A 25,496-nucleotide genomic window follows, 5' to 3' on the forward strand; every position below is an offset into this window, starting at 1 on the left:
GCTGGCAGGCACATGTTCACCTTTGGCCGCGCCCATGAGGTCCAGCATGCGGTGCGTTTCGTCGGGTCCCCTGAAAAAGCAGCCCTGCTGGTGGCGGTGATCGAAGCTGTCCATGACCTACTGGAAGGGCATGACTCCGAGGTGGTGGTGCTGGGTTGCCTGCGCACCGCCTTGGTCGAGGGCCAGTCGGGGACCTGGGAGTCTGCCGGCGGCTGGTTGCGCAAGCTGGGCACCGACTATCCCGCCACACAGGCCTTGTGGACCGAGCTTGCCGCGCATCGCAGCGCGACGGTACGCTTTCGCGTGGCTTGCCATGTGGAGGATCTTGCGGAGCCTCAGCGGTCCGAAATCTCGCGCCTGCTGCTCCAGGACCCCAGCAAGCGGGTGCGCGAGCGCTTGGAAGGGAAGACGCCCTGAAGATCGGCGGGTCTGTGCGTCAGCTTGCAGCAAGCCCATCATGAATAATTATGAATTCAGAAATGCGCTCCCAGCCGAGGAGTGCAGACGAGATGCAGGAGACACCGCATGACGCGCTACGCAGATTTCTACCGCCACTCCCTCGAGCAGCCTGATGCCTTCTGGGCCGAGCAGGCCACCCTCATCGACTGGCAGACCCCGCCCCAGCAGATCTGCGACTACAGCAACCCGCCTTTTGCGCGGTGGTATGTGGGCGGCACCACCAACCTGTGCCACAACGCGGTGGACCGGCACCTGGCCGCGCGGGCCGACCAACCGGCGCTGGTGGCCATCTCCACCGAGACGGACAGCGAGCGCAGCTACAGCTTTGCCGAGTTGCATGCCGAGGTGCAGCGCATGGCGGCCGTGCTGCGGGCCCTGGGCGTGAAGAAGGGCGACCGCGTGCTGATCTACATGCCCATGATCGCCGAGGCGGCGTTTGCCATGCTGGCCTGTGCGCGCATCGGGGCGCTGCATTCGGTGGTGTTTGGCGGCTTCGCATCGGGCTCGCTGGCTTCGCGCATCGAGGACGCCGAGCCCGTGGCCGTGGTCAGCGCCGATGCTGGTTCACGCGGCGGCAAGGTCGTGCCCTACAAGCCGCTGCTCGATGAGGCCATCGTCCAGTCGCGCCACAAGCCGGCCGCGGTGCTCATGGTCAACCGGGGCCTGGCACCCATGCAGCTGCACCCCGGCCGCGACCATGACTGGGCCGCTCTGCGGGCGCAGCACCTGAACGCCGTAGTGCCCTGCGAGTGGGTGGAATCCATCCACCCGAGCTACACCCTGTACACCAGCGGCACCACCGGCAAGCCCAAGGGCGTGCAGCGTGACACGGGTGGCTATGCGGTGGCCCTGGCTGCCAGCATGAAGCACATCTTCGACGCCAAGCCCGGCGACACCTACTTCGCCACCAGCGACATCGGCTGGGTGGTGGGCCACAGCTACATTGTCTACGGGCCGCTGATCGCGGGCATGACCACCATCATGTACGAAGGCCTGCCGACCCGGCCCGACGCGGGGGTGTGGTGGAGCATCGTCGAGAAGTACCAGGTCACCCACATGTTCTCGGCCCCCACGGCCGTGCGCGTGCTCAAGAAGCAGGACGCGAGCTGGCTGCGCAAGTACGACGTATCGAGCCTCAAGGCCCTGTGGCTGGCCGGCGAGCCGCTGGACGAGCCCACCGCCCAGTGGATCAGCGATGCGCTGCGCGTGCCCATCATCGACAACTACTGGCAGACCGAGACCGGCTGGCCCATCCTCACGCTGGCCAATGGCATCGAGCAGCAGACCACGCGCTTCGGCAGCCCGGGCAAGGCCATGTACGGCTATGCCGTGAAGCTGATCGACGAATCCACGGGGGAGGAACTGACTGGTGCCAACCAGAAGGGCGTGGTCGCCATCGAGGGGCCTCTGCCGCCCGGCTGCATGCAGACGGTGTGGCGCGACGACGAGCGCTTCGTCAACACCTACTGGAAGAGCATCCCCGGCAAGCTGATCTACAGCACCTTCGACTGGGGCATCCGCGATGCCGATGGCTACCACTTCATCCTGGGCCGCACCGACGACGTCATCAACGTCGCCGGCCACCGCCTGGGCACGCGCGAGATCGAGGAGAGCATCGCCTCACACCCCAACATCGCCGAGGTGGCGGTGGTGGGCGTGGCCGATGCGCTCAAGGGCCAGGTGGCCATGGCCTTCGCGGTGGCGCGCGATGCCAGCGGACTCGACGACCCGGCTGCGCGCCTGAAGCTCGAGGGCGAAGTCATGCAGCGCGTGGACCAACAGCTCGGCGCCGTGGCCCGGCCCTCGCGCGTGCACTTCGTGACCGTGCTGCCCAAGACGCGCAGCGGCAAGCTGCTGCGCCGCGCCCTGCAGGCCGTGGCCGAGCGGCGCGATCCGGGCGACCTGACCACCATGGAAGACCCGGCAGCGCTGCAGCAGGTGCGGGAACTGGTGGGATAGCGCGGAGCGCTTTCTTCAGAGCCGGTGGACCTTGCCACCGGTGCCGCGCACGCTGGCCCCGATGAGGGCCTGCATCTCGGGCGACAGGTCGGCCACCGGCAGGGTACTGAACTGGGCCGGAGAGAAGAGCAGCAGCCAGACGCGCTCGAACTGCCAGACCTCCTTCACGCTGGACCAGGGCAAGGTGGCCAGGCCCGCAGCCGAGGCGAGCGTGAAGCTGTGCTCGTCCGCCCGCAGCGTGGCCTCTGGCGTGCCGCCCATGTCGCGCAGCTTGCCCATGGCATTGCGGTAGTGCACCACATAGACGGTGGCGCACACCAGCAGGCTGATGGCCACCGCCGCCCCGGTCACGCCGATCTGCCAGGACCGGTCGCCGCGCGCCACCAACACCCCGAACCAGATAGCCAGCGCCGCGCTGACCAGCAGCGTGCGCCGGCCCGTCGAGCGGCGCCAGAAGCAGATGACGGCGTGGCGCACCAGGTCGGGGTGGTAGTGCAGGGTGGTTTCCAGGGGCATGGCAATCAAGGCATGGCGAAATGGCTGCAGTGTGCCATCTGCTGCAGGCCGTGCTTAGCCGCCCTAGTGCCGCTGCCGCTGCCATCCCGCCGGCGTCTGCCACTGGGCGGCCCAGTCCACGAACTGCTCCATGGCCATGGGCCGCGCGATGCAGTAGCCCTGGGCCTGGGCGCAGCCCAGTTGCTGCAGCATCTGGCCCTGCTCGATGGTTTCCACCCCCTCGGCGATGACGCGGTAGCCGAAGGAGCGTGCCAGGCCGATCACGCCCTGCACGATGGCCAGGTCGCCGGGGTCGCCCATCATGCCGTGCACGAAGCTCTGGTCGATCTTGAGCGTGTCCATAGGCAGGCGGCGCAGGTAGGTCAGCGACGAATAGCCGGTGCCGAAGTCGTCGAGCGACACGGTGACGCCCAGCTCGCGCAGTTGCGTCAGCGTGGCGGCCACGGCGCTGATGTCGTAGAGCGCGGCACTCTCGGTGATCTCGATCTCCACCTGGCGCGGGTCGATGTCCGAATGCTCGGCCAGCATGTGCGCCATCCAGCCGGCAAAGCCGGGGTGCTGCAGGTGCAGGGCCGAGATGTTGATGCTCAGGGGCAGGGCCAGGCCATGGCCGTTCAGCCGCCTGAGCAGGGTCAGGGCGGCCTCGACCACCCATTGGCCAAAGCCGATCTCGAGCTCGGTGCCTTCCAGCAGCGGCAAAAAGGCACCGGGCGGCAGCAGGCCGCGTTCGGGGTGCTGCCAGCGGGACAGGGCCTCGGCGCCCACGATGGCGCCGCTGCGCATGTCCACTTTGGGCTGCAGGTGCAGGATGAACTGCGCGCCCGCAATGGCGTCCTGCAGGTGCTTGCCTTGCTCGCGCTGCGCCACCAGGGCCCGCTCCTGCGCCGCATCGAACTGATGGAAGCGGTTGCGCCCGGCCTGCTTGGCCGCATACATGGCCTGGTCGGCATGGCGCAGCAGGGTGTCGGCGTCGGCCTCGTCCAGCGGGTACACGGTGTAGCCGATGCTGGCGGTGACCACCACCCGCTCGGTGTCCAGCGCGTAGGGAGCGGAGATGTTCTCCATCACCCGGCCCAGCATGCGCTCGCACTCGGCGGTGTCGGCCAGGTCGGGCAACAGCATCACGAACTCGTCGCCGCCCAGGCGGGCCACGCTGTCACCGGGGCGCAGGGCGCGCGAGAGCCGGCCCGCCACCATCACCAGCAGGCGGTCGCCCGCGCCATGGCCCAGGCGGTCGTTCACGGGCTTGAAACCGTCGAGGTCCAGGTAGCCCACCCCGAGCTGGGTGCCATGTTCGCGCGCCTGGTCCAGGCACTCTTGCAGCCTGCGCGCCAGCAGCACGCGGTTGGGCAGACCGGTAAGGGCGTCGAAGTGCGCCAGCTTGTGAAGCAGCACCTCCTGCTCGCGCTGGGGGGTCACGTCCAGCGCCACGCCCAGCATGCGCAGGGGCTGACCGTCGGCGCCAAAGCTCACGATCTTGCCCAGGTTGCGCACCCAGCGCGTGCCCTCGTGGGGGGCGGGTACTTTCCAGGTGGCATCGAAGGGCGTGGCCGGCCGTGCCGCATGGCGCGCCACTTCGGCCGTGATGCGGTCGATGTCGTCCGCCGCCACCGCGCTGGTCCAGCGTACCGAAGTCTGCGCGATGGGGCCCGGCGTTCTGCCCTGCATGGTGGCCCATCGGCTGTCACCGGTGATGGTGCCGCGCGCCATGTCCCAGTCCCACAGGCCCAGGGAAGCGGCGGAGATGGTGAGCGACAGCAGCTCCTCGCGCTCGCGGATCTGCTCTTCGTACCGCTTGCGGTCGGTGATGTCATGCACCGAGAACAGCCAGCAGGGTTCGCCGTCGAAATCGATGGCGCGCATGGACTGCAGCACGGTCAGCCGGGTGTTGGGCCGGCCATGCAGGGTCACCTCATGGCTGGCCTGCGGGCCCGCCCGGTCAAAGGCCTGTATCAGCCGCTGGCGCTCTTCCTGGGTGAAGATGCCCAACTCCACGGCGGTGCGGCCCACGGCTTCCTCTCGTGGTATGCCCAGCAGGGCCTCCCAGGCCGGGTTCACATCCAGGTACTGCCCATCGCTGCGGCGTGACAGGCCCATGGGGAAGGGCATGAGCTGAAAGATGCGCGAGAACCGCTCCTCGGACTGGCGCAGGCGCTCGGTGGCGCGCTTGGCTTCGTCGATGTCCTGCATGACCCCGCGCACGCGGGTGACGCGGCCGTTTTCGATGACGGGCTCGCCGCGGGCACGCACCCAGACCAGCCGGCCATCGGTGTGGTGCACTTCCAGCTCCATGCTCCACTCGGCGCGCTCGAGGATGCTGGAGCGAAAATGGTTGCGCAGCGTCTCGCGGTGGGCGGGGGCCACCATGCGGTCGATGTAGTCGCCCGGCAACGGCGAGCCGGGCGGCATGCCGTGGATGTCAAAGCACACGTCCGACCAGTAGACCAGGCCCTGGCCGCGCACGTCCTCCCAGGCGCCCAGGCGTGCCAGCCGGCCGGCCTGCTGCAGGAGCCCGTTGAGTGCGCGCAACTCGTCGCTGGTGCGTTGGGCTTCGGTCATGTCGTGGAAAACGAAGACAAAACAGTCTTCCCCATCCACAAGCACGGACCGTGCCGACATCAGCCCCGGAATGCGCACTCCGCCCCGCTGCGCCACCAGGGGCAACCGGTCCACCTGGCCGTGGCGCTGGAAGGCGTCCAGCAGGCGCTTGCGCTCCTCGTCGGTGGCCCAGATCCTGAGCTCGGTCGAGGTGCGGCCCAGCACCTGGTCATGCGGGATGCCCAGCAGCTCGCAGAACGCGGGATTCACGTCGATATAGCGGCCATCCGAGACACGGCTGATGCCCGCCGCGTCAGGCAGCGTCTGGTAGAAGGAGGTGTATTTGGCCTCCGAGTCACGCAGCGCCTGCTGCGCTTCGCGGTTCGCGGAGATGTCCACGTCCATGCCGATCATGCGCAGCGGCTGGCCCTTGGCATCGCGCAGCGCCACCATGCCGCGTGACATCAGCCAGCGCCAGCGTCCGGCGGTATCGCGCACGCGGAACTCGGCTTCGTAGGACTCCTCCAGCCCATCCATGGCACGGGCCAGCCGGGCGGCGTTGCGCTCCCTGTCCACCGGGTGGCGCAGGTCGTACCAGCGTTGCCACAGGTCTGGCGCCGCGCGATCGGCTGCGGTGATGCCGAACAGGTCGTAGAAACTGCCTTCGCAGCGGAACTGGCGCGTGTCCACGTCCCACTCCCAGCGGCCACCATTCAAGGATTCAAGGGCCATGCGCAACTGCTGCTCGCGCTGGCCGAGGGCGTGCAGGGCCGACGTAGTGGTCGCCAGCGACTGGGCCTTGCCGATCAGCAGCAGGCGGCAGGCGCCCAGCACCGCAATGCCGACGCCATGGTTCCAGGGCAGATTCGTCCACCAGTCCGCCCAGGCGAGGCCGGGTGCGGAGATGCCGGCCACCGTCTGAACGAACCCGCTGACCACGGGCAGTGTCAGTGCCAGGCCCAGCAATTCGCGCCAGCTGCTGCGCCCGCTGCGCAGCGCCAGTTGCCGCCACAAGGCCCCGGTGGCCCAGGCGCCGGCCAGCACCCAGGCGCCGACAAGCGAAGCTGAGCCCTGTATCCAGGTCCCTGCCAGCAGGGCCAGGCCTGCGGTGAGTGCGGTTGCCCGGGCGCCAAAGCACAGGGCCACAAAGGCCGTAGCCGTCGGGTAGACCACCATGCCGGGGCCCAGCGCCTGAAAATTGAGCATGCCCAGCATGGCCGCCGACACGAGGCCGCCGGCCACGCCCGCCAGCCATTCGGTGCGCCGCGAAGGGGCCAGCACCTCCATGGGCGGCAGCAGGGCCAGGGCCAGAACGGCCAGCAGCAGGAGCAGGCTGCCCGCCAGCAGGGTGTTATGCGCCATGGTGCCCGCGGCCCGGTGTGATTGCACGCAGGCTTGCGCCCGCCGCCTTGCGGGTGGCGTCAGGCTTGCACGGCGATCCCGTGGCGTGTGAAAGCGTGCCGAAAACCGACGCAACAAAGGCCATGCATCGAGTTTAGGGCCGTTCCGGGGCCTCCAAGGCGGGGCCGCGCGTCCTGACAAGCCCGGTTGACAACAGCGTGCCCGTGACGATCACGAGTGCGCAGCCCACCGTCCACACGGTGATGCGCTCCTCAAGGAACAGGGCACCGTAGAGCAGGGCGAACACCGGGGTCAGGAATGTCACCGCCAGAGCCCGGCTCGGACCGGCATGGGCGATAAACCGAAAATACAGGATGTAGGCAATGCCTGTGCACAGCACGGCGATGGCGACGATGGCGCCCCAGGCGCGGGGTCCTGGCATCTGCGCAGGCCACAGCCAGAGGGTGGGCAGTGCCAGCCCGAGCGCCGCACCCAGCTGGCTGCCCGTGGCGATGGCCAGTGGCGGGATGCCCACCAGGCGGGTGCGCGCAAAGCTGGCCGCCAGCCCATAGAACGCCGACGCCAGCAGGCAGGCGCCGATGGCCCACAGCGCCTGCTCGGTCTTGAAGCCCGTGCCCGCCGGGGCCTTCCATGCCAGCAGTGCGACCCCGAGAAATCCCAGCGCCAGCCCGACCCAGCGCAGGCGGCCGATGCGGTCGCCCAGCCACAGCCAGGCGATCAGCGCACCAAACAGGGGCACGGTGGCATTCAGGATGGAACTGAGCCCGGTGGCGATGTGCAGCACCGCCCAGGAGAACAGCGCGAACGGGATGGCCGAGTTGATGATGCCGGCCACCACGATGGGCCGCCAGTGGCGGCGCAAGGCGGGCCAATGGCCTTGGCGCCGCATGATGGGCCACAGGAAGACGGTGGCCAGGGCAACGCGCAGCCCGGCCGTGGGCAGAGGCCCGAACTCCGAGGCGCCCATGCGCATGAACAGAAAGGACGCTCCCCAAAGCGAGGCCAGCAGCACGAACTCGCCGATCCAGGCGGAGACGGGTTTGGATCCGCAATCGCTCATGCCGCCAGCGGGCGCGCGCCTTCGATGGCCAGCAGGGCGTCCTTGCGGTCCAGGCCACCGGCATACCCGGTCAGGCTGCCGTCGGCGCCCAGCACCCGGTGGCAGGGCACGATGACGCTCACGGGATTGCGCCCGACGGCGGCGCCCACGGCCCGCACCGCGCGCGGGCGGCCCAGGTCCTGGCTCAGGGCACCATAGGTGGTGGTGGCGCCGCAGGCGATGGCCAGCAGCGCGCGCCATACCTCCTGCTGAAAGGGCGTGCCGCCCGACAGGTCCAGCGGCAGGTCGAAGCCCCTGCGCTTGCCGTGCAGGAACTGCTGCAGCTGCGTGGCGGCTTCCAGCATCAGGGCATGGCCGGGCGCTTCGGGCCAGGCGCCTGGCCCGTCCAGCAAGGCGGTGGGCTGGTGCCGCTGGCCGTCGAACCACAGGCCGACCAGGCCCTGGGGGGAGGCAGCCAGGCGCACCGGGCCGAGCGGAGAAGGGGTGCGCGATTGCACCGTGGCAGGATGGAATTGCATGAGAGGGGCTGATTCAGAGGGGTTTTTGTGCAGCGGCGGCGCCGGGCAGGGGCAGCTGCGCCCAGGCGCGCAGCACGGCATAGCTGCGCCACGGGCGCCAGGCCGCCGATGCCTCGGTAGCGGCGCGGGCCGGGTTCTTCTGGCCCTGCACGCCGAGGGCCTTGTGCAATGCCACGTCGCCCGCCGGGAAGGCATCGGGCCAGCGCAGCACGCGCATGGCGATGTACTGCGCGGTCCAGTCGCCGATGCCGGGCAGGGCGCACAGGGCCGCCGTGGTGGCTGCCACGTCGGCACCGGCATGCAAGGCCAGGGCCCCGCTGTCCACCGCTTGCGCCAACGCCACGATGGCCGCCTGGCGCTGGCGCACGATGCCCATCTGGCCGAGCACGTCGCCCTCGGCCCGCGCCAGCACGGAGGGTGGAGGAAACAGCCGGCCCAGCTCGGGCCAGGGCGTGGCAATCGGCTCGCCCAGCCGCTCCACCAGCCGCTGGCCCAGCGTGCGGGCGGCTGCCACGGTGATCTGCTGGCCGAGCACGGCGCGCACGGCCAGCTCGAAGCCATCGAAGGCCCCGGGCACACGCAGGCCGTCGCCGTCGGGGAAGCGCCCGTGCAGCACCGCGTTGATGGCGCTGGGCTCGGCATCCAGGTCCAGCATGGCGCGCACCCGGGCGATCACCACGGGCAGCACTGGGTACAGGCTGTCGCTGGTCTGCAGCAGCACCTGGTGGCGGGTGGTGTCGAAGCGGGCGCTGAGCCAGCCGGTGGCTTCCAGCCCGCCGGTCACGGCGGGGGACAGGCGCACCGTGCGGCGCAGGGCCGGGGCGCCTTCGCCCTCCTGCTGCACCCATTCCACCCCTAGAAAGCGACGGCGCTCGAAGAAAGCCAGCAACGCCGCCACATCGAGCGGCGGGCGGTAGGCCAGGCGCAGCGTGCCGGTGCTGCCGGCACCTTCCACGCTGCCGCTCTTGCGCAACTGGGTGGGGTTGAGCCCGTAGTGCTCTGCAAACGCGGTGTTGAAGCGGCGCACGCTGCCAAAGCCGCTGGACAGCGCCACCTGGGTGATGGGCAGGGGGGTATCGGTCAGCAACTGCTTGGCGGTGAGCAGGCGCCGCGTCTGCAGGTACTGCAACGGGGAGACGCCCAGGGCCGCCTCGAAGATGCGGCGCAGGTGCCGGTCGCTCACGCCCAGGCGCTCGGCCAGTCGGGCGACGGTGGCCCCCTGGGTGTTGTCCCGTGCCCAGCCCTCGGGAGCGTCGAGCAGGCGCACGGCCTGCTGCACCAGAATGCCCGAGGCGTCTTGCACCGACCAAGCCAGGGACTGCGGCGCCATCTCGGGCCGGCAGCGCAGGCAGGGTCGAAAACCCGCGCTTTCGGCCTGGGCTGCCATGGCAAAGAAGCGGCAGTTCTCGCGCCGGGGCGTGCGCACCGAGCAGACCGGGCGGCAGTAGATGCCGGTGGACGTCACGCCTGTGAAAAAGCGCCCGTCGAAGCGGGCATCGCGGGTCTGCAGAGCCAGGTAGCGGCCCTCGTCCTCCACCGCTGGAGCGGCAGCGGTGGGCGACGGGCCGAGGGGGCTGAGAGGGGTGGGCATGGCTGGAATGATAGGCCCCGCCTACAAGCAGTCTGGCCGTTTTCGGACATGTGCCTCCAAGCGCTCTGGTCTACCGTTGAGGGGCATCCCCGGCACAGCATGGGGTGCCCCCTACAATCCAGCGCACCGTTCCAACGCTCACAGCAAAGGCCCCCCACGTGCAACCCACGCCTGCCATTTTCAAAGCCTATGACATCCGCGGCATCGTGCCGTCGACCCTGAACGAAGAAGTCGCCCTGGGCCTGGGCCGCGCCTTTGGCACGGCAGCCCGCGCCGAAGGCCAGACGGCTGTGGCCGTGGGCCGCGACGGCCGCCTGTCCGGCCCGGCCATGTCGGCTGCGCTGATCCAGGGGCTGGTGGAGGCGGGCATTGAAGTGATCGACGTGGGCATGGTCACCACGCCCCTCTTGTACTTTGCCGCCAGCACGCTGTGCAAGAGCGGCATCCAGGTGACCGGTAGCCACAACCCGCGCGACTACAACGGCTTCAAGATGGTGCTCAACGGCCGCGCCATCTATGGCGAGGAGATCCAGTCCCTGCGCCGCACCATGGAAGAAGAGAGTTGGCAGCTTGCGCCCGGTGGCAGCGTGCGCCATGTGGACGTGCTGCCCGCCTACCGCGAGCGCATCATCGGCGATGTGAAGCTGGCCCGCCCCCTGAAGATCGTGGTCGACTGCGGCAACGGCATTGCTGGCGCCACCGCCCCGGGCATCTTCCGCGCCCTGGGCTGCGAGGTGATCGAGCTGTTTTCCGAGGTGGACGGCAATTTCCCCAACCACCACCCCGACCCGAGCAAGCCCGAGAACCTTCGCGACCTGATCGCCGCGCTGCAGGGCAGCGATGCCGAGCTGGGCCTGGCCTTCGACGGCGACGGCGACCGCCTGGGCATCGTCACACGCGACGGCGTCAACATTTTCCCCGACCGGCAGATGATGCTGTTCGCCCAGGACGTGCTCTCGCGCGTGCCCGGTGGCAACATCCTGTTCGACGTGAAATGTACCCAGCGCCTGGCGCCGGCGATTGCCGCCGCGGGCGGCGTGCCGGTGATGTTCAAGACCGGCCACTCCCTGATCAAGGCGCGCATGAAGGAGCTCGACTCGCCCCTGGGCGGCGAGATGAGTGGCCACATCTTCTTCAAGGAGCGCTGGTACGGCTTTGACGACGGCACCTACGCCGGCTGCCGCCTGCTCGAGATATTGAGCCGCCATGCCGACCCGAGCGCCGTGCTCAATGCACTGCCCGCCAGCTTTTCGACGCCCGAACTCAACGTCTCGTGCGCCGAGGGCGAACCGCACCGCCTGACGGCCGAGTTGCAGGCCCTGGCGGCCGGCACCTTCAGTGAACCTGCCAAGGTCAACACCATCGACGGCCTGCGCGTGGACTGGCCGGATGGCTTTGGCCTGATCCGCGCCAGCAACACCACGCCGGTGCTGGTGCTGCGCTTCGAGGGCCATACCGAGGAGGCGCTGGCGCGCATCGAGGCGGCCATGCTGGCGCTGCTGCACCGGGTCAAGCCCGACGCGAAGCTGGGTGCGGCCGCCCACTGATTTCCAGGCCCGATCCCATTTTTTCGAACGCGTTCTCCTTGACCACCCCCATGCCTTCCTTGCTGTGCATCGCCGCAGCGCAGTCGATTTCTGCTCCCGGTGAAGTACGGGCCAATGTGCAGGGGCACCTGTCCATGGTGCAAGCAGCAGCCCGCCATGGCGTGCAGTTGCTGGTGTTTCCCGAGCTGTCGCTCACCGGCTATGAGCCTGCACTGGTGGCCGGCCTGGTGCTGGGCGCGGACGATGCCTTGCTCGCGCCCCTGCGCGACGCCGCCCGGGCCACCGGCATGGCGCTGGTGGTGGGCGCACCCGTGGCCCCGGTGGTGGCGGGGGACAAGCCGGCCATCGGCGCCTGGGTGTTCGGGGCCGATGGCAGCGCTGCCCTGTACCGCAAGCGCTACCTGCACCCTGGCGAAGAGCAGTTTGCCAGTGCGGGCAGCGAAAATGTCCACCTGCGCACGCTCGCGGGCCAGCCCACGGCCCTGGCCGTGTGTGCCGACACCACCCACCCCGAACACGCCCTGGCGGCACGGGAGGGCGGGGCAGCCCTGTATGCCTGCGGCTCGGTGATCTCCGAGGGCGGGTATGCCAGGGATTCCAGCCAGTTGCAGGGCTACGCGGCCGACCTGGGCCTGGCCGTGCTCATGACCAACCATGGCGCGCCCACGGGGGGCTACACCTGTGCAGGCCGCAGCGCCTTCTGGGCGCCGGGGGGCGAGGCCGTCGTGGCCGCACCGGGGGCAGGGGCCTGCCTGGTCATCGCCTCCCGCCAGGGCCTGGCATGGCAAGGCCGCGTGGTCGACGTCGTCGCGCAATGAGACCCCGGATGACCACCGCACGCGCCCTGTATTCCATGGTCACCTGGGCGGCCCAGCCCCTGCTGCGGCGCAAGCTGCGCCGCCGCGCCGCTGCCGAGCCCGGCTATGCCGTAGCCGTGGGTGAGCGCTTTGGCCGCTACCCGCAGCCCATCGACAGCCTGGTGCTGCACAGCAGCACCGACCCCCTGGGCCAGTTCGTCTGGATCCATGCCGTGTCGCTGGGCGAGACACGCGCAGCGGCCATTTTGCTGACCGAGTTGCGTGCCCAACTGCCCGGCATGCGCCTGCTGCTCACCCATGGCACCGCCACCGGCCGTGCCGAGGGGGAAAAGCTGCTGCAGGCGGGCGACGTGCAGGTGTGGCAGCCTTGGGACACCCAGGGGGCCGTGCTGCGCTTTTTGCGCCAGTTCCGCCCGGCCATCGGCATCCTGATGGAGACCGAGGTCTGGCCCAATCTCGTGGCCGCCTGCCGGCAGCGTGGTGTGCCGCTGGTGCTGGCCAACGCCCGTTTCAATGAACACTCGCTGCGCAAGGCCCGGCGCGTGTCCCCGCTGGCGCGCCCGGCCTATGCCGCGCTGACCGCCGTGTACGCCCAGACCGAGGACGACGCCGAGCGCCTGCACGCCATCGGCGCGCAGGTGCACGGGGTGTTCGGCAACCTCAAGTTTGACGTGGTGCCCGATGCGGCGCAGTTGGAGCTGGGCCGCGCCTGGCGCGTGCAGGCCCTGCGCCCGGTGGCCATGCTGGCCAGTAGCCGCGAAGGCGAAGAGGCGCTGTGGCTGGACGCGGTGCGCGCCTGGATCACCTCGCGCGCAGATGCCGCGCAACCCGTGCAATGGCTGGTCGTGCCCCGGCATCCGCAGCGCTTCGATGAAGTGCAGCAACTGCTCCAGGGCGCCGGCCTCACGGTGTCGCGGCGCAGCACCTGGAGCCTGCAACCCGAACCGGCGGACGTGTGGCTGGGCGATTCGCTGGGCGAAATGTCCCTGTACTACGGCATGGCCGACGTGGCGTTGCTGGGCGGCAGCTTCGCCCCCCTGGGCGGACAGAACCTGATCGAGGCCGCCGCCTGCGGCTGCCCCGTGGTGCTGGGCCCGCACACCTTCAACTTTGCGGAGGCCGCCGAACTGGCCTGTGCCGCCGGGGCGGCGCAGCGCGTGCCCGACCTCACGGCCGGGGTGGCGCAAGCCATGCAACTGGCGCGCGACCCCGCGCAGCAGGCGGCTGCCAGCGAGCGCGCGGCCCGCTTTGCGCGCCAGCACCGCGGTGCCGCCCGCGCCACGGTGCGGGAGTTGCTGCAACTGGTGCGCCAGCGCACGGTGGGACGGCACGAAGAAGACGTCGATGACTGAGCCGCAGCCGTCTCCGCCGCACATCCGCACGGCGGTGGCGGCCGACGCGCCGGCCATCGCTGGCTTGATGGGGCAATTGGGCTACGAGGCCAATGAGGCGCTGATCGTCCGCAAGCTCGCGATCCTCGTCGCGAATGCCTGTGACAGCGTGCTGCTGGCCGAGGACGATGGCTGTGTGGCCGGCGTCATCAGCCTGCACGTGATGGAGCTTTTCCACGCCGAAGGCCGCATCGGCCGCATCACCTCGCTGGTGGTCGATGCCGGGCACCGGGGCCGCGGGGTAGGGGAGGCACTGGTCGCCGTAGCCGACCGCTTCTTCACCGGACAGGGCTGCGTGCGCGCCGAAGTGACTAGCGGCGACCACCGGACTGCAGCGCATGCCTTCTATGCCGCCCAGGGCTACGCGCCGGATGAGCGGCGCTTTCTCAAACGCTATGCCGGCTTGAGCGCCCAGGAATCTGGCTGACCTTGCCTTGGCTGTGTAAAAGCCCCGATTGCCTTACGTCCCGACCACGCCGCCATCGGCCTTGCGGATCACCACCGTGGCCGAACGCGGGCGCCCAGCGGGGCGCTGGTCGGGCCAATTCGAGAACTTGCGCGGCTCGCCGGGGTCGCTGCGCTCGCTCGGGCTCTCGCCGGGGTGCTGGATGTTGATGAACATGGTTTTGCCATCGGGCGTCATCGTGGCGCCGGTAATCTCGCAGCCCGAGGGGCCGACCAGGAAGCGGCGGATCTCACCCGTGCGTGGGTCGGCCGCCAGCATGGCGTTGTTGCCCAGGCGCGAAAGGTCTCCCTTGCCCATGGCCGAGGTGGACATGTCCGTCTGCACCCAGAGCACGCCGCGGCCGTCGACCCACAAGCCATCGGGGCAGGCGAGCATATCGCCCTTGACACTGCCCTTGGCATCTGCGCGTTCGTTCGCCGGATCACCCGCCAGGATGAAGTGGTCCCACTGGAAGCGGGCGCCATCGAAGTCGCCGACTTCCTTCCAACGGATGATGTTGCCCATGCTGTTGTTAGTGCGCGGGTTGGCCGCGTCCACGCCGGGCTGGCCGGTGCCGCCGCGGTTGCTGTTGTTGGTCAGCGTGCAGTAGACGGCGCCGTCCTTGCCCACGGCAATCCACTCGGGGCGGTCCATTTTTGTGGCGCCCAGCAGGTCGCTGGCCTGGCGCGTCTTGACCATCACCTCGCCGGCATCGGCAAAACCATTGGCGGCGGTGAGCGGGCCCTGGCCATGGGTGAGGGCGATCCACTGACCACTGCCATCGGCGTTGAACCGGGCGACGTACAGCGTGCCGTGGTCGAGCAGGTCGGCGTTTTCACGCGCACCGCCCTTGCGAATCGCGTCCCGGCTTACGAACTTGTAGATGTACTCGAAGCGCGAGTCTTCGCCCGAATAGACCACGGCACGGCCGTCCCGGGTCACGGCCACCGTGGCGCCTTCGTGCGCGGCGCGGCCCAGTGCCGTGCGCTTGACCGGGGTGGAGCTGGGGTTGAAGGGATCGATCTCCACAATCCAGCCGAAGCGGTTGGGCTCGTTCGGGTTCTTCACGGCATCGAAGCGCTCGTCGTGTTCGCTCCAGCGGTAGCCGGCAGGCTCGCCCTTGCGCAGGCCCCAGCGCGTCTCGTGGGCGGTCGGGGCGTCGGGCCCCTTGAAGTAGTTGATGAAGTTTTCTTCGCAGGTCAGGTAGGTGCCCCAGGGCGTCATGCCGCTGCCGCAGTTGTTCATGGTGCCCAGCGGCTTCATGCCGGCGGGGTCGGCCGCGGTGCGCAGCAGGGCGTGGCCGGCAGCCGGGCCGCCGAATGCCATGGGCGTGCGCGCCGTGATGCGGCGGGCCCAGGGGGAGGGGCGCACCACGTCCCACTGGCCATCGGCCTTCTGCGCCACCTCCACCACCGAAACGCCGTGCGCGGCCTGGGACTTGCGCACCTTCTCGGCCGTCCAGGTCTTCATGCCATCGGCGTGCAGCAGGCCGTCGTCGGTGTACTCGTGGTTCATCACCAAGAGGCCCTGGCGGCTGCCTTCCTGGGCGTAGAAGTGGATGCCGTCGTGGTGCATGCCGAACTGCGCCTCTTGCTCGGCTGCGGTGTTGGCGCCATTTTCCTTGAAGGTCGGGCTTTCGCCCGACAGGCCCACGGGGTCGCCCCAGGGGGCAATGGTCTGGGCGATATAGCCTTCGGGCACGACGATGCGGTCGGCTGTGCCGATGGGCACGCTCTTGAAGCCCAGCAGCGGGCCGCTGGCGATGCCGGTGCTTGCACAACCGGGCAGCGACACGGCGGCCAGTGGCGCCAGCAGGCCGCCGACTGCAGAGGCCAGGCCACCGCCCAGCACGGTGCGCCGGCGCAGCGCCGACACCTCGTGGATGCTGGGGTTGCCCGAGCGGTTGCTGTCTTCCATCGTGGCGAAGTCCTTGGCCATGAGAATCTTTCGGTGGGGGAGGGGGATTGTTTTTGTCGGTCAGGGGACAATGCCGCAGCAAGGGCCCCGATGCTCTGGCTGCAATGGAGCAAGGCCACGCCAAGCGCCCTGGCGCCAGCAGCTTAGGGTGCGAAGATGGCGGTTTGATGACAGGCACACGGCCTGCCCGGGCCCGATCACCGAGAAAAAAATCATGGAAGTCGAATTCAAATTCACCATCCCCACCAGGCGCCTGGCCGCCGTGAAGGCAGCGGCCCGCCGGGGTACGTCCAGCGCTATCCGGCTGGAGGCGCGCTACTTCGATACGGCCGACAAGGCGCTGTCGTCGCGGGGCATCGCGCTGCGCCTGCGCAACGAGGGCGGGCAGTGGGTGCAGACCGTCAAGGCCATGGGCGACGGACCCCTGGACCGCGAGGAGCACAACGTCAGCGTCGACGGCGCCACGCCGCTGGTACGCCCCGCGCTGCACGCGGGCACCCAGGCCGGAGAGCGCCTGCGCGCGGCGCTGGACAGCGCGTATGGCCCCCTGGTGGAGACCTACCGCACCGAGATCGACCGCGTCACGCGCGACCTGGCCTTTCGCGGCGGTGTGGTCGAGCTGGCGTTCGACCTCGGCCGCATCGTGGCCCACGGCGGCACGGCGCAGGAAAAGCAGGCACCGGTGTGCGAACTGGAACTGGAGCTCAAGGAGGGTCCGGTGGCGGGCCTGGTCGAAGTGGCCACGCAGTGGGCGGCCCAGCACGGCCTGGTGCTGAACACGGTGTCCAAGGCCGAGCGGGGCGAGCGGCTCATGGCCGCGCAATGGGGCCGGCCCGCGGCCAAGGCACGGCCCATGGCAAGCCGAGGCCGCCGCAAGCAATTCCTCAAGGGCCCTCAGCTGCAGCGCGCCGTGGTGGCCAATTGCCTGGCGCAAACCCTGGCCAATGCCAGCGAAATCGTGGAAGGCTCGGCCGGCGAAGAGCATGTGCACCAGTTGCGCATCGGCATCCGGCGCCTGCGCACGGCATTGCGCGAGCTCGATGCCCTGGCGCCGGGCCGCTTCGATCCCGCCTGGGAGCCACCGCTGGTCGACGTGTTCCGCCGCCTGGGCCAGCTGCGCGACCGGGAGCAGGCGCTGGACACCATTGGCGCCGAACTGCGCGAGGCGGGCGCGCCGAAGTCGGCAGCCCGGCCTGCGGGCGCCAAGGCATCGCCCCTCACCATCGTCAGCACGCCTGCCTTCCAGGCCGTGCTGATCGGCCTGATGGGTTTCACGGCCCAGGCCCTTGCGGCCGGGGATGATGGCGCACTGGGCGCAGCCAAGGTGCGGCGGTATTTGCACAAGCGCCTGCAGGCGCTGCATGCCAAGGTCCACCGGGATGCGCGCCGCTTCGAATCCCTGTCGGTCGAGGAGCAGCACCGCGTGCGCAAGCGCTTGAAGCGCCTGCGCTTCCTGGCCGAGTTCGTGGCGCCGGCGCTCGAGGGCGGGGCGGACGATTTCCTGGCCAGCCTGCAGCCGGCCCTGTCCGCACTGGGTCGGCTCAATGACGAGCAGGTGGCCAGCGCGCTCTACCGCAGCATGGCAGCCAAGGACCCCAAGGTCTGGTTCGGCGTGGGCTGGCTCGCGGCGCGGCGCGGGCAGTCCGTCAAGGCCACGAAAAAGGCCCTCTCCCGGATGGGAAAGGGCCCGCGCTTTCGAAAGCCTTGAAGGCTTCTTTCAGGGCGTGAGCAGGGCGTTGATGGCCTGCACGTCTTCGATGGTGAGCGTGCCGGCCGCCTGGCGCAGCTTGAGCGTGCCCAGCAGCACGTTGTAGCGGGCCTGGGCCAGGTCGCGCTTGGTCTGGAACAGCTGGCTCTGGGCATTGAGCACGTCGATATTGATGCGCACACCCACCTGGTAGCCCAGCTTGTTGGCATCCAGCGCGCTTTGACTCGATGCCTCGGCGGCCTGCAGGGCCTGCACCTGGCCCTGGCCCGACTGCACGCCGAAGAAGGCGGCACGGGTGGCCTGGGCCACGTTGCGGCGCGTGGTCTCCAGGTCGGCGCTGGCCTTTTCTTCCAGGGCCAGGGTTTCCTTGACGCGGTTTTGCACCGAGAAACCGGCAAACAGCGGCAGGTTGAAGGCCACCCCCAGGCTGGCGTTGTTGGTGCGGCTGTTGATGCCCGGCGCGGTGATGGTGCCGGTGGGGTTGCGCTGGATGTTGTAGCCGGCCTGCAGGTCCACCGTGGGCAGGTGGCCGGTTTCGGCCTTTCTGGTTTCAAGGCGCGCGATGTCCAGCGCAATCGCGGCCTGGCGCACGCCGGGCTGCAGCTCACGGGCGGTGTCCACCCAGGTGATCACGTTGTCGGGCTGCACGGGGGGCAACTGCAGCGGCAGGGCCAGGGGCTTGGGCTGGGTGCCGGTGATGCCCACCAGTTGGTCCAGCGCGAGCTTCTTCACGCGCAGGTCGTTCTCGGCCGCGATTTCCTGGGCGATCACCAGGTCGTAGCGGGCCTGGGCTTCGCGCGAGTCGGTCACGGTAGAGGTGCCGACCTCGAAGTTGCGCTTGGCAGACGCCAGTTGCTCGGACACGGCGGCCTTTTGCGCCTGCACGAAGGTCAGCGTGTCCTGCGCGGCCAGCACGTCGAAGTAGGCCTGGCTCACGCGCACCAGCAGGTCCTGGCTGGCGGCATCGAGCTGGGCCTGGGCCACGTCCACGCCGCGCTGGGCCTGTTCCAGGTTGATGCGGTTGGCCGGGCGGTACAGGGGCTGCGAGGCATTCACGCCCAGGGTCTGGGTGGTGGCGGTGCGCTCGATGGGCGGGCGGCTCACATCGGTGTTGGCGCGCGATACACCCGCCGACAGCCCGGCGCTGGGCAGCAGACCGGCGCGGGCCTGGTCGGCGCGGCGGGCCGAGGCATCGAGCTGCAGCCGGGCCGACTGCCAGGCCGTGTCATAGGTGCGCGCAGACTCCAACAGCTCCGTCAGGCTTTGGGCCTGTGCGGGGGCACACAAGGCAGCGCCCAGCGCCAGTGACAGGGGAAGTAGCCGGAACGATGTCATGGATGCCTTTCAGGAGTAGCTGCATGTCGGGGATGGGACGAAAGAGACGGGGAGCCTTCAATAGCGGGGCACGGCCGGGTCGTTCTCATGCGACCAGGCGTCGATGCCACCACTGATGTTGGCCAGCCGCTCGAAACCCTGTTGCTCCAGGAACGCCGCCACGCGCAGGCTGCGTGCGCCGTGGTGGCACAGGCAGGCGATGGGCGTGCCCGCGTCGCGGGCGGCATCGAGTTCGGCCAGGCGGCCCGTGAGCTGCCCCATGGGGATGGCCACCAGCTCGAACCCGTCAGCGCGCACGCTGGCCGTCTGCAGTTCCCAGGCCTCGCGCACATCCAGCACCACGGGCCGGCTGCCAGCGGGGGCGGTGGCGAACCAGGCGGCGAGTTGGGCGGGGCGGATGTGCTCGATCATGCAAAAAACTCCAGAGAAGGCAGGTCAGAAGGTGAAGCCGGAGGGTTCAGGAAAGCCCACCAGGCGCGGCGCGATGGTGTCCCAGGGCGAAGTGGTCTCGAAACGGTCGCCGGTGCGGCGGGTCAGGGTGAAACGCATCACGGGGTCGTTGCCCACGATGGCGCCCAGGCGGCCGCCGTCGCGCAGGTGCGAGAGCAGGGCAGCAGGCACTTCGGCCACGGAGCCGCTGAGCACGATCACGTCGAAGGGGCCGTCCGTCGTACCGTTGGCACCATCGGCCAGGCGGACTTCGGCGTTCTGCACACCGGCGCTGAGCAGGTTTTCGCGGGCCATTTCGGCCAGCTCGGGCACGATCTCGATCGACACCACCTGCTGCGCGCGGGCCGCCAGCAGCGCAGCCATGTAGCCCGAGCCGGAACCGATTTCGAGCACGCGGTCGGTGGGCTTGATCGCCAGGTCCTGCAGGATGCGGGCTTCCACGCGGGGCTGCAGCATGCTGTGGCCCAGGCGCACGGCGTCTTCGGCATCGCTGCCCAAGAGGGGCACCTCGATGTCCATGAAGGCCAGGCTGCGGTAGGCCGGCGGCACGAATTCCTCGCGGCGCACCACGGCCAACAGCTCCAGGATGTCGAAGTCGAGCACATTCCAGGGGCGGATCTGCTGCTCGATCATGTTGTAGCGGGCCTGGGCGACGGGGTCGCTGGTATTGGCAGACGAGTTCAGTGGCATGTTCATGGAAGTTCTCCGTGGGGCGGGTGTCAGGACAAACCCTCGATTTTACGGGCCTCGGGCGCCTTCTGGCCGCGACCCATGCGCGCCAGGGCCCAGCGCGCCAGATCGTCCATGTAGCAATACACCACCGGAACCACCACCAGGGTCAGCAGCGAGGAGGTGATGACCCCCCCGATCACGGCCTGGCCCATGGGGGCGCGCTGCTCGGAACCCTCCGACAAAGCGAATGCCAGCGGCACCATGCCGAAGATCATGGCCAGCGTGGTCATGAGGATGGGGCGCAGGCGCACGCGGGCGGCCAGCAGCAGGGCATCGGCCCGGGGCAGGCCGGGCACGGTGGTGCCGGTGTCGTCGGTGTGCTCCTCGCGGGCGCGGATGGCGAAGTCCACCAGCAAAATGGCGTTCTTGGTCACCAGGCCCATGAGCATCACCACGCCGATGATGGAGAACATCGACAGCGTGGAGCGGAACATCATCAGCGCCAGCACCACGCCAATCAGCGTGAGCGGCAGCGAGGTCATGAGCGCCAGCGGCTGCAAGAAGCTGCGGAACTGGCTGGCCAGGATCATGTAGATGAAGACGATGGCCAGCACCAGCGCCGAGATGGCGTAGCCAAAGGATTCGGCCATGTTCTTGGTGGACCCGCCGAACTGGTAGCGGTAGCCGGGCGGGAAGTTCACGCTTTCCAGCGCGGTCTTGATGTCGGCCGACACCTCGCCGGCCGAGCGCTGCGACACGTTGGCGTTGATGGCCACCTCGCGCGTCAGGTCGCGGCGGTTGATCTGGTTGGCGCCGGTCGACTCGGTCACGCTGGCCACCTGGTTCAGGCGCACGATGCGCGTCGTGCCATCGGCGGCGCTCATGGCAAAGGGCAGTCGCTCCAGGTCTTGCGGGGCGGTGCGGGCCTCGGGCGCCAGGCGCACGTTCACGTCGTAGGTCTGGTCGTCGGGCGCGCGCCAGTTGCCCACCGTGGTGCCGGCCACCAGGGTGCGCAGCGATGCCGCCATCTGCGCCACCGACAGGCCCAGGTCCGAGGCCGCGTCGCGCTTGATATCGAGGGCGATCACCGGCTTGTTGGGCTTGGCGCTGGTGTCCAGATCCACCAGGCCGGGGATGCCGCGGATCTTCGCGGTCACGGTGGCCGTCAGGCGTTCGAGCTCCTGCAGGTCCGGGCCCTGCAGCGAGAACTCCACCTGCTTTTGCCCGCCCACGGCGTCGAGCAGGCCCACGTGCGTGACGGTGATGCCGGGCACGGTCTTCAAGCGCTCGCGCAGCACGTCGGACATGGCGTCCACGCTGCGGCTGCGGTCCTTGCGGTCCACCAGGCGCACGTAGATGTTGGCGTAGATCTTGCCCTGGGCGCTGCCGGTGTTGATGGTGGACAGCGTGTAGCGCACCTCGGGCAGCTCGTGCAGGATGGCCTCCACCTGGGCCGCCTTGGCCTCGGTGGCCTCCAGCGACGAACCCACAGGGGTGTAGAAATTGATCGAGGTCTCGGAGAAATCCGCCTTGGGCACGAACTCGGTGCCCAAGAGCGGCACCATGAAGATGCTCAGCACGAAGATGGCCAGGGCAATCGCCATGGTGGTCAGCTTGTGCACCAGGGCCCAGCGCAGGATGTGCTGGTAGCCCTCCGCCAGGGCGTCGGTGGCGCGGTCGAACCAGCCCGTGACGCGGCCGATGGTCTTGTCGTAGAAGGTGACGGGCCCCGTCTTCTGCCCATGGCTGTGGATGCTCGGGTCGTGCCAGATGCTCGACAGCATGGGGTCGAGTGTGAAGCTGACGAACATCGAGATCATCACCGCAGCCACGATGGTGATGCCGAACTCGTGGAAGAACTTGCCGATGATGCCGCCCATGAAGCCGATGGGCATGAACACCGCCACGATGGACAAGGTGGTGGCCAGCACCGCCAGGCCGATCTCCTGCGTGCCGTCCATGGCCGCGTTGTAGGCGGACTTGCCCATCTGAACGTGGCGCACGATGTTCTCGCGCACCACGATGGCATCGTCGATCAACAGGCCCACGCACAGGCTCAGCGCCATCAGCGTGATCATGTTGATGGTGAAGCCGAACATGTTCATGAACAGAAAGGTGCCGATCAGCGCAATGGGCAGAGTGAGGCCCGTGATCACCGTGGAGCGCCAGGAGTTCAGGAACAAAAAGACGATCAGCACCGTGAGGATGGCACCCTCGATCAGCGTCTGGCGCACGTTGTTCACCGCAACGCGGATGGGGCGCGCGCTGTCGCCAATGGTTTCGAGGCGCACGCCGGGCGGCAGCTGGTTGCGCAGCTCGACCACGGCCGCGTTCAGGCCGTCCACCACCTCGATGGTGTTCTCGCCCTGCGACTTCTGCACGGACAAGAGCAGCGTGCGCTGGCCGTTGTACAGCGCCAGGCTATCGACCTCTTGCGCGCCGTCGTTGACGCGGGCCACCTGGTCCAGGCGCACGGGGGCGCCGTTCTTGCGCGCCACGATGATGCGGCCGAAGTCCTCGGGCCGCTCCATGCGTGCGTCGATCTGCACCACGCGCTCCTGCGCCAGCGATCGGATGGCGCCCACGGGCAGGTCCTGGTTCTCGTTGCGCACGGCACTGGCCACCTGGTCGGGCGTGACGCCGAAGGCCTCGAGCGCCTGGGGGTTCAGGTAGATGTTGATCTCGCGCTTGGTGGCGCCCACCAGGTTCACGGCGCCCACGCCGCGCACGTTCTCCAGGCGCTTTTTCAGGATCTGCTCGGCCCAGGTGGTCAATTCGACGGCGCTGCGCGCAGGGGCACCGTCTTGTGCATCGGGCAGCACGGCCAGCGACCACACGGCGCGGCTCGCGGGGTCGAAGCGCAGCACGCGCGGCTCCTTGACCTCGGTGCGCAGCAGGGGGCGCACCGTGGCCACCTTCTCGCGCACATCCTCGGCGGCCTTGCGGCCATCGATGTGCAGTTGGAACTCGATGATGACGACGGCCGTGCCTTCATAGCTGCGCGAGGTCAGGGCATTGATGCCGGCAATCGAGTTGACGCCTTCCTCGATCTTCTTGGTGACCTCGCTCTCGACGATCTCGGGCGATGCGCCGGGGTAGTCCACCGTGACCACCACCACCGGAAAATCGATGTTGGGGAACTGGTCGACCTTCAGGCGCTGGTACGAAAACAGGCCCAGCACCACGATGGCGAGCATCACCATGGTGGCGAACACCGGGTTCTTGAGGCTGACCTTGGTGAACCACATGGCGGGTCAGGGCGCGGTGCGCGATGCAGGGGCCGCCGCGGAAGCCGCTGCCGAGGGCGCTGCAGCCGTGGTGACGGCCGTGCCTTCGCGCAGCTGGCCCATGCGGCCGGAGACCACCACCGTGCCTTCGGGCGCACCCTCGATGGCGACCAGGGTCTGGCCGTCGACCACGGCGCGCGCGCCGGTCTTGACCGGCAGGTAGGCCACCTTGCCACCCTGTACCGCTTGTATATAGGGCGCGGGCTTGTCGGTGCGCACCGCATCGAGTGGCACGGTCAGCACGTCGGCGCGGCCGGTGTCGAGCAGGCCCTGCACGAACAGGCCCTGGCGCAGCGCGGGTGCGCCGCGGTTCTGCGCGATGGCCAGGTATACCGGCACCGTGCGGCTGCCGGCCTGGGCGCTGGGGTTGATGCGGGCCACCGTGGCCACCACGGGCTCGGTGCTGCCTTCGATCTGCAACTGGGCCTTCTGGCCCACGCGCACGGCCAGCGAGTCGGCCGGGCTCAGCAGGGCTTCGAGCTCCAGGCGCGACAGATCGACCACTTCCAGCACGCGGCCGTCGATGGGCATGCGCTCGCCGGGCTGGGCCAGGCGCTGTGACACCTGGCCGCTGATGGGGCTGCGCAGCACCGTGTCGTCCAGCGATTTTTTTGCCACATCGGCGGCGGCCAGAGCCGCACGGTAGGTGGATTGGGCCGATTCGAGGCTGGCCTGCGAGGTGACGAGGGCCGTGGCCGAGATGAAGCCCTGGTTCACCAGGGCCTGGTTGTTGGCGACCGTGCGCTGGTTGATGTCGACCTGCGCCTTGGCCGCGTCGGCCTGCTGCTGCGCCTGGCGCAGGCGGGCCTGGGATTCGGTGGCCTCGATGCGGGCCAGCACCTGGCCGGCGCGCACGCTGTCGCCTTCGCGCACCGTGAGGCCCTGCAGTTCACCCGCCACCCGCGCCTTGACCATGGCCGATTCGGTGGCGCGCAGCGAGCCGGACACCGGCACGCCCAGCACCAGGCTCCTGCGCAGTACGCCCACCAGTTCGCTGGTGGCCAGTTGCAAGGGCGCCTCGGCGCGCTGGGTGGCCGCTTGGGCCAGGGCTTTCTGCTGTGCCTGGCGTGCGGCCATGGCGCGCCACGCGCCCCCGCCCACCAGCACGACAACGGCGGCCGCAGCCAGCCAGGGAATCCAGCGTTTCATGGGTCAGGCCGCAGAAGAAGAGGGAGGAGGGGACGCGGGGGCCGGGGCGAAAGGCCCCGCTTCCGGGCGGGCGCACAGGCCGTACAGCACGTTGTCCACCTGCGCATCGATGAACTTCTCGGGCCCGAGCTCCAGCGCATCGGGCATGCAGGCTCCCATGGAGTGCTTCCACAGCATCAGGAAGATCATGGGTGCCATCACCACGTGCACGGCGTAGTCGAGGTTCACGCAGCGGAATTCGCCGCGGTCCATGCCGCGGCGCAGGATGCGGCGCACCAGGTCCTGGCCGGGCTGGATCACTTCCTGCTGGTAGAACAGGGTGATTTCGGGGAAATTCTGCGATTCGCTGAACATCAGCTTGGTGATGCCCGAGGCCTTGGTGGCGCCGATGCGCTCCCACCAGACCTGGTAGCAGTGGCGCAGCAGTTCGCTGGTCGTGCCCTCGAAGGCTTCGAGCTCGTGGCTCCATTCCTCGAAGCGGCCCACGATGTTCTGGCGCACCACGGCCTTGAACAGCTCTTCCTTGCTGGGGAAGTAGAGGAACAGCGTGCCCTTGGACACCCCGGCACGCGCGGCCACGTCGTCCACCCGGGTGGCGGCAAAGCCTTTCTCGACGAACAGGTCGAGCGCAGCCTCCAGCAGTTCGCCGGGGCGCGCTTCCTTGCGGCGCTCACGCTTGGTACCGGCAGAAGGGGTGGTGGGGACAGTGCTCAAGAGGCTTTCTAGTTAATGACTGACTGGTTAGTAATATAGCAACTGCGCCTGCGCCAGTCA

The 25,496-nt window shown here is 68.9% G+C and carries 19 protein-coding genes; 7 read left to right on the forward strand and 12 right to left on the reverse strand.

What is annotated here, in order from left to right:
• Window positions 1-12 precede the first annotated feature (12 nt).
• Both ACSQ9E_RS11515 and ACSQ9E_RS11520 read left to right on the forward strand, forming a co-directional pair.
• A complete protein-coding gene (locus ACSQ9E_RS11515) occupies window positions 13-417 on the forward strand; it encodes a hypothetical protein (protein ID WP_436217841.1) in 405 nt (134 codons plus the stop codon).
• An 81-nt stretch (window positions 418-498) separates the two neighbouring features.
• On the forward strand, window positions 499-2,418 hold the full coding sequence (locus ACSQ9E_RS11520) for a propionate--CoA ligase (RefSeq protein WP_436217842.1): 1,920 nt from the start codon (window positions 499-501) through the stop codon (window positions 2,416-2,418).
• Window positions 2,419-2,433: 15 nt separating this feature from the next.
• Here ACSQ9E_RS11520 and ACSQ9E_RS11525 read toward each other — a convergent pair whose 3' ends face one another.
• The 5 genes from ACSQ9E_RS11525 to ACSQ9E_RS11545 form a co-directional block, all read right to left on the reverse strand.
• The gene (locus ACSQ9E_RS11525; RefSeq protein WP_157412536.1) at window positions 2,434-2,934 is read right to left on the reverse strand and encodes a YcxB family protein; all 501 of its coding nucleotides are present in this window, start codon (window positions 2,932-2,934) and stop codon (window positions 2,434-2,436) included.
• 63 nt (window positions 2,935-2,997) lie between these two features.
• Window positions 2,998-6,834: a sensor domain-containing protein gene (locus ACSQ9E_RS11530; RefSeq protein ID WP_436217843.1), complete on the reverse strand. Its 3,837-nt coding sequence runs from the start codon at window positions 6,832-6,834 to the stop codon at window positions 2,998-3,000.
• Window positions 6,835-6,967: 133 nt separating this feature from the next.
• Window positions 6,968-7,894, reverse strand: coding sequence for a DMT family transporter (locus ACSQ9E_RS11535; RefSeq protein ID WP_436217844.1), 927 nt, complete (start codon window positions 7,892-7,894; stop codon window positions 6,968-6,970).
• Window positions 7,891-8,412 carry a methylated-DNA--[protein]-cysteine S-methyltransferase gene (locus ACSQ9E_RS11540; RefSeq protein WP_436178499.1) on the reverse strand — a complete coding sequence of 174 codons (522 nt, stop codon included), beginning with the start codon at window positions 8,410-8,412 and terminating at the stop codon, window positions 7,891-7,893. Before ACSQ9E_RS11540 ends, ACSQ9E_RS11535 begins: the two co-directional genes overlap by 4 nt.
• Window positions 8,413-8,425: 13 nt before the next feature.
• Window positions 8,426-10,003 carry a DNA-3-methyladenine glycosylase 2 family protein gene (locus ACSQ9E_RS11545; protein WP_436217845.1) on the reverse strand — a complete coding sequence of 526 codons (1,578 nt, stop codon included), beginning with the start codon at window positions 10,001-10,003 and terminating at the stop codon, window positions 8,426-8,428.
• A gap of 158 nt (window positions 10,004-10,161) precedes the next feature.
• Here ACSQ9E_RS11545 and ACSQ9E_RS11550 point away from each other — a divergent pair, with 158 nt between their 5' ends.
• Genes ACSQ9E_RS11550 through ACSQ9E_RS11565 form a run of 4 tightly spaced genes read left to right on the forward strand, consistent with a single transcriptional unit; the run spans window position 10,162 to window position 14,186 of the window.
• Window positions 10,162-11,550, forward strand: coding sequence for a phosphomannomutase/phosphoglucomutase (locus tag ACSQ9E_RS11550; RefSeq protein WP_436217846.1), 1,389 nt, complete (start codon window positions 10,162-10,164; stop codon window positions 11,548-11,550).
• 50 nt (window positions 11,551-11,600) lie between these two features.
• A complete protein-coding gene (locus ACSQ9E_RS11555) occupies window positions 11,601-12,368 on the forward strand; it encodes a carbon-nitrogen hydrolase family protein (protein ID WP_436217847.1) in 768 nt (255 codons plus the stop codon).
• A gap of 8 nt (window positions 12,369-12,376) precedes the next feature.
• Entirely contained in the window at window positions 12,377-13,720 is a 1,344-nt protein-coding gene (locus tag ACSQ9E_RS11560) for a 3-deoxy-D-manno-octulosonic acid transferase (protein ID WP_436217848.1), read from the forward strand.
• Entirely contained in the window at window positions 13,713-14,186 is a 474-nt protein-coding gene (locus tag ACSQ9E_RS11565; RefSeq protein WP_436217849.1) for a GNAT family N-acetyltransferase, read from the forward strand. Before ACSQ9E_RS11560 ends, ACSQ9E_RS11565 begins: the two co-directional genes overlap by 8 nt.
• Before the next feature lie 33 nt (window positions 14,187-14,219).
• Here ACSQ9E_RS11565 and ACSQ9E_RS11570 read toward each other — a convergent pair whose 3' ends face one another.
• Complete coding sequence (locus ACSQ9E_RS11570; RefSeq protein WP_436217850.1) at window positions 14,220-16,142, reverse strand: PhoX family protein; 1,923 nt, start codon at window positions 16,140-16,142, stop codon at window positions 14,220-14,222.
• Between the two features lie 193 nt (window positions 16,143-16,335).
• Between ACSQ9E_RS11570 and ACSQ9E_RS11575 the strand changes: the two genes are divergently transcribed.
• A complete protein-coding gene (locus ACSQ9E_RS11575) occupies window positions 16,336-17,829 on the forward strand; it encodes a CYTH and CHAD domain-containing protein (protein WP_436217851.1) in 1,494 nt (497 codons plus the stop codon).
• Between the two features lie 9 nt (window positions 17,830-17,838).
• Here ACSQ9E_RS11575 and ACSQ9E_RS11580 read toward each other — a convergent pair whose 3' ends face one another.
• From ACSQ9E_RS11580 to ACSQ9E_RS11605, 6 genes are read right to left on the reverse strand one after another with little or no spacing between them, the layout of a single operon-like run.
• Window positions 17,839-19,164 carry a TolC family outer membrane protein gene (locus ACSQ9E_RS11580; RefSeq protein WP_436217852.1) on the reverse strand — a complete coding sequence of 442 codons (1,326 nt, stop codon included), beginning with the start codon at window positions 19,162-19,164 and terminating at the stop codon, window positions 17,839-17,841.
• Between the two features lie 57 nt (window positions 19,165-19,221).
• Window positions 19,222-19,575, reverse strand: coding sequence for a rhodanese-like domain-containing protein (locus ACSQ9E_RS11585; protein ID WP_436217853.1), 354 nt, complete (start codon window positions 19,573-19,575; stop codon window positions 19,222-19,224).
• A gap of 24 nt (window positions 19,576-19,599) precedes the next feature.
• The gene (locus tag ACSQ9E_RS11590; RefSeq protein ID WP_436217854.1) at window positions 19,600-20,310 is read right to left on the reverse strand and encodes a protein-L-isoaspartate O-methyltransferase family protein; all 711 of its coding nucleotides are present in this window, start codon (window positions 20,308-20,310) and stop codon (window positions 19,600-19,602) included.
• 23 nt (window positions 20,311-20,333) lie between these two features.
• On the reverse strand, window positions 20,334-23,534 hold the full coding sequence (locus ACSQ9E_RS11595; RefSeq protein WP_436217855.1) for an efflux RND transporter permease subunit: 3,201 nt from the start codon (window positions 23,532-23,534) through the stop codon (window positions 20,334-20,336).
• A gap of 6 nt (window positions 23,535-23,540) precedes the next feature.
• Window positions 23,541-24,722, reverse strand: a complete 1,182-nt coding sequence (locus tag ACSQ9E_RS11600) for an efflux RND transporter periplasmic adaptor subunit (RefSeq protein ID WP_057267592.1) — start codon at window positions 24,720-24,722, stop codon at window positions 23,541-23,543.
• Between the two features lie 3 nt (window positions 24,723-24,725).
• Window positions 24,726-25,436 (reverse strand): TetR/AcrR family transcriptional regulator, encoded by a 711-nt coding sequence (locus ACSQ9E_RS11605; protein WP_436217856.1) that lies wholly within the window; start codon window positions 25,434-25,436, stop codon window positions 24,726-24,728.
• Window positions 25,437-25,496: the final 60 nt, after the last annotated feature.

Source organism: Acidovorax sp. LjRoot118, assembly GCF_964253575.1.
Classification (GTDB): domain Bacteria; phylum Pseudomonadota; class Gammaproteobacteria; order Burkholderiales; family Burkholderiaceae_C; genus Acidovorax.

Excerpts from the sequence above, each read along its gene's own strand:
- ACSQ9E_RS11515 (WP_436217841.1), top strand. The coding sequence starts at position 13 with ATGTTCACCTTTGGCCGCGCCCATGAGGTCCAGCATGCGGTGCGTTTC.
- ACSQ9E_RS11525 (WP_157412536.1), bottom strand. The coding sequence starts at position 2,934 with ATGCCCCTGGAAACCACCCTGCACTACCACCCCGACCTGGTGCGCCAC.
- ACSQ9E_RS11530 (WP_436217843.1), bottom strand. The coding sequence starts at position 6,834 with ATGGCGCATAACACCCTGCTGGCGGGCAGCCTGCTCCTGCTGCTGGCC.
- ACSQ9E_RS11535 (WP_436217844.1), bottom strand. The coding sequence starts at position 7,894 with ATGAGCGATTGCGGATCCAAACCCGTCTCCGCCTGGATCGGCGAGTTC.
- ACSQ9E_RS11540 (WP_436178499.1), bottom strand. The coding sequence starts at position 8,412 with ATGCAATTCCATCCTGCCACGGTGCAATCGCGCACCCCTTCTCCGCTC.
- ACSQ9E_RS11545 (WP_436217845.1), bottom strand. The coding sequence starts at position 10,003 with ATGCCCACCCCTCTCAGCCCCCTCGGCCCGTCGCCCACCGCTGCCGCT.
- ACSQ9E_RS11555 (WP_436217847.1), top strand. The coding sequence starts at position 11,601 with ATGCCTTCCTTGCTGTGCATCGCCGCAGCGCAGTCGATTTCTGCTCCC.
- ACSQ9E_RS11560 (WP_436217848.1), top strand. The coding sequence starts at position 12,377 with ATGACCACCGCACGCGCCCTGTATTCCATGGTCACCTGGGCGGCCCAG.
- ACSQ9E_RS11565 (WP_436217849.1), top strand. The coding sequence starts at position 13,713 with ATGACTGAGCCGCAGCCGTCTCCGCCGCACATCCGCACGGCGGTGGCG.
- ACSQ9E_RS11570 (WP_436217850.1), bottom strand. The coding sequence starts at position 16,142 with ATGGCCAAGGACTTCGCCACGATGGAAGACAGCAACCGCTCGGGCAAC.
- ACSQ9E_RS11575 (WP_436217851.1), top strand. The coding sequence starts at position 16,336 with ATGGAAGTCGAATTCAAATTCACCATCCCCACCAGGCGCCTGGCCGCC.
- ACSQ9E_RS11580 (WP_436217852.1), bottom strand. The coding sequence starts at position 19,164 with ATGACATCGTTCCGGCTACTTCCCCTGTCACTGGCGCTGGGCGCTGCC.
- ACSQ9E_RS11585 (WP_436217853.1), bottom strand. The coding sequence starts at position 19,575 with ATGATCGAGCACATCCGCCCCGCCCAACTCGCCGCCTGGTTCGCCACC.
- ACSQ9E_RS11590 (WP_436217854.1), bottom strand. The coding sequence starts at position 20,310 with ATGAACATGCCACTGAACTCGTCTGCCAATACCAGCGACCCCGTCGCC.
- ACSQ9E_RS11595 (WP_436217855.1), bottom strand. The coding sequence starts at position 23,534 with ATGTGGTTCACCAAGGTCAGCCTCAAGAACCCGGTGTTCGCCACCATG.
- ACSQ9E_RS11600 (WP_057267592.1), bottom strand. The coding sequence starts at position 24,722 with ATGAAACGCTGGATTCCCTGGCTGGCTGCGGCCGCCGTTGTCGTGCTG.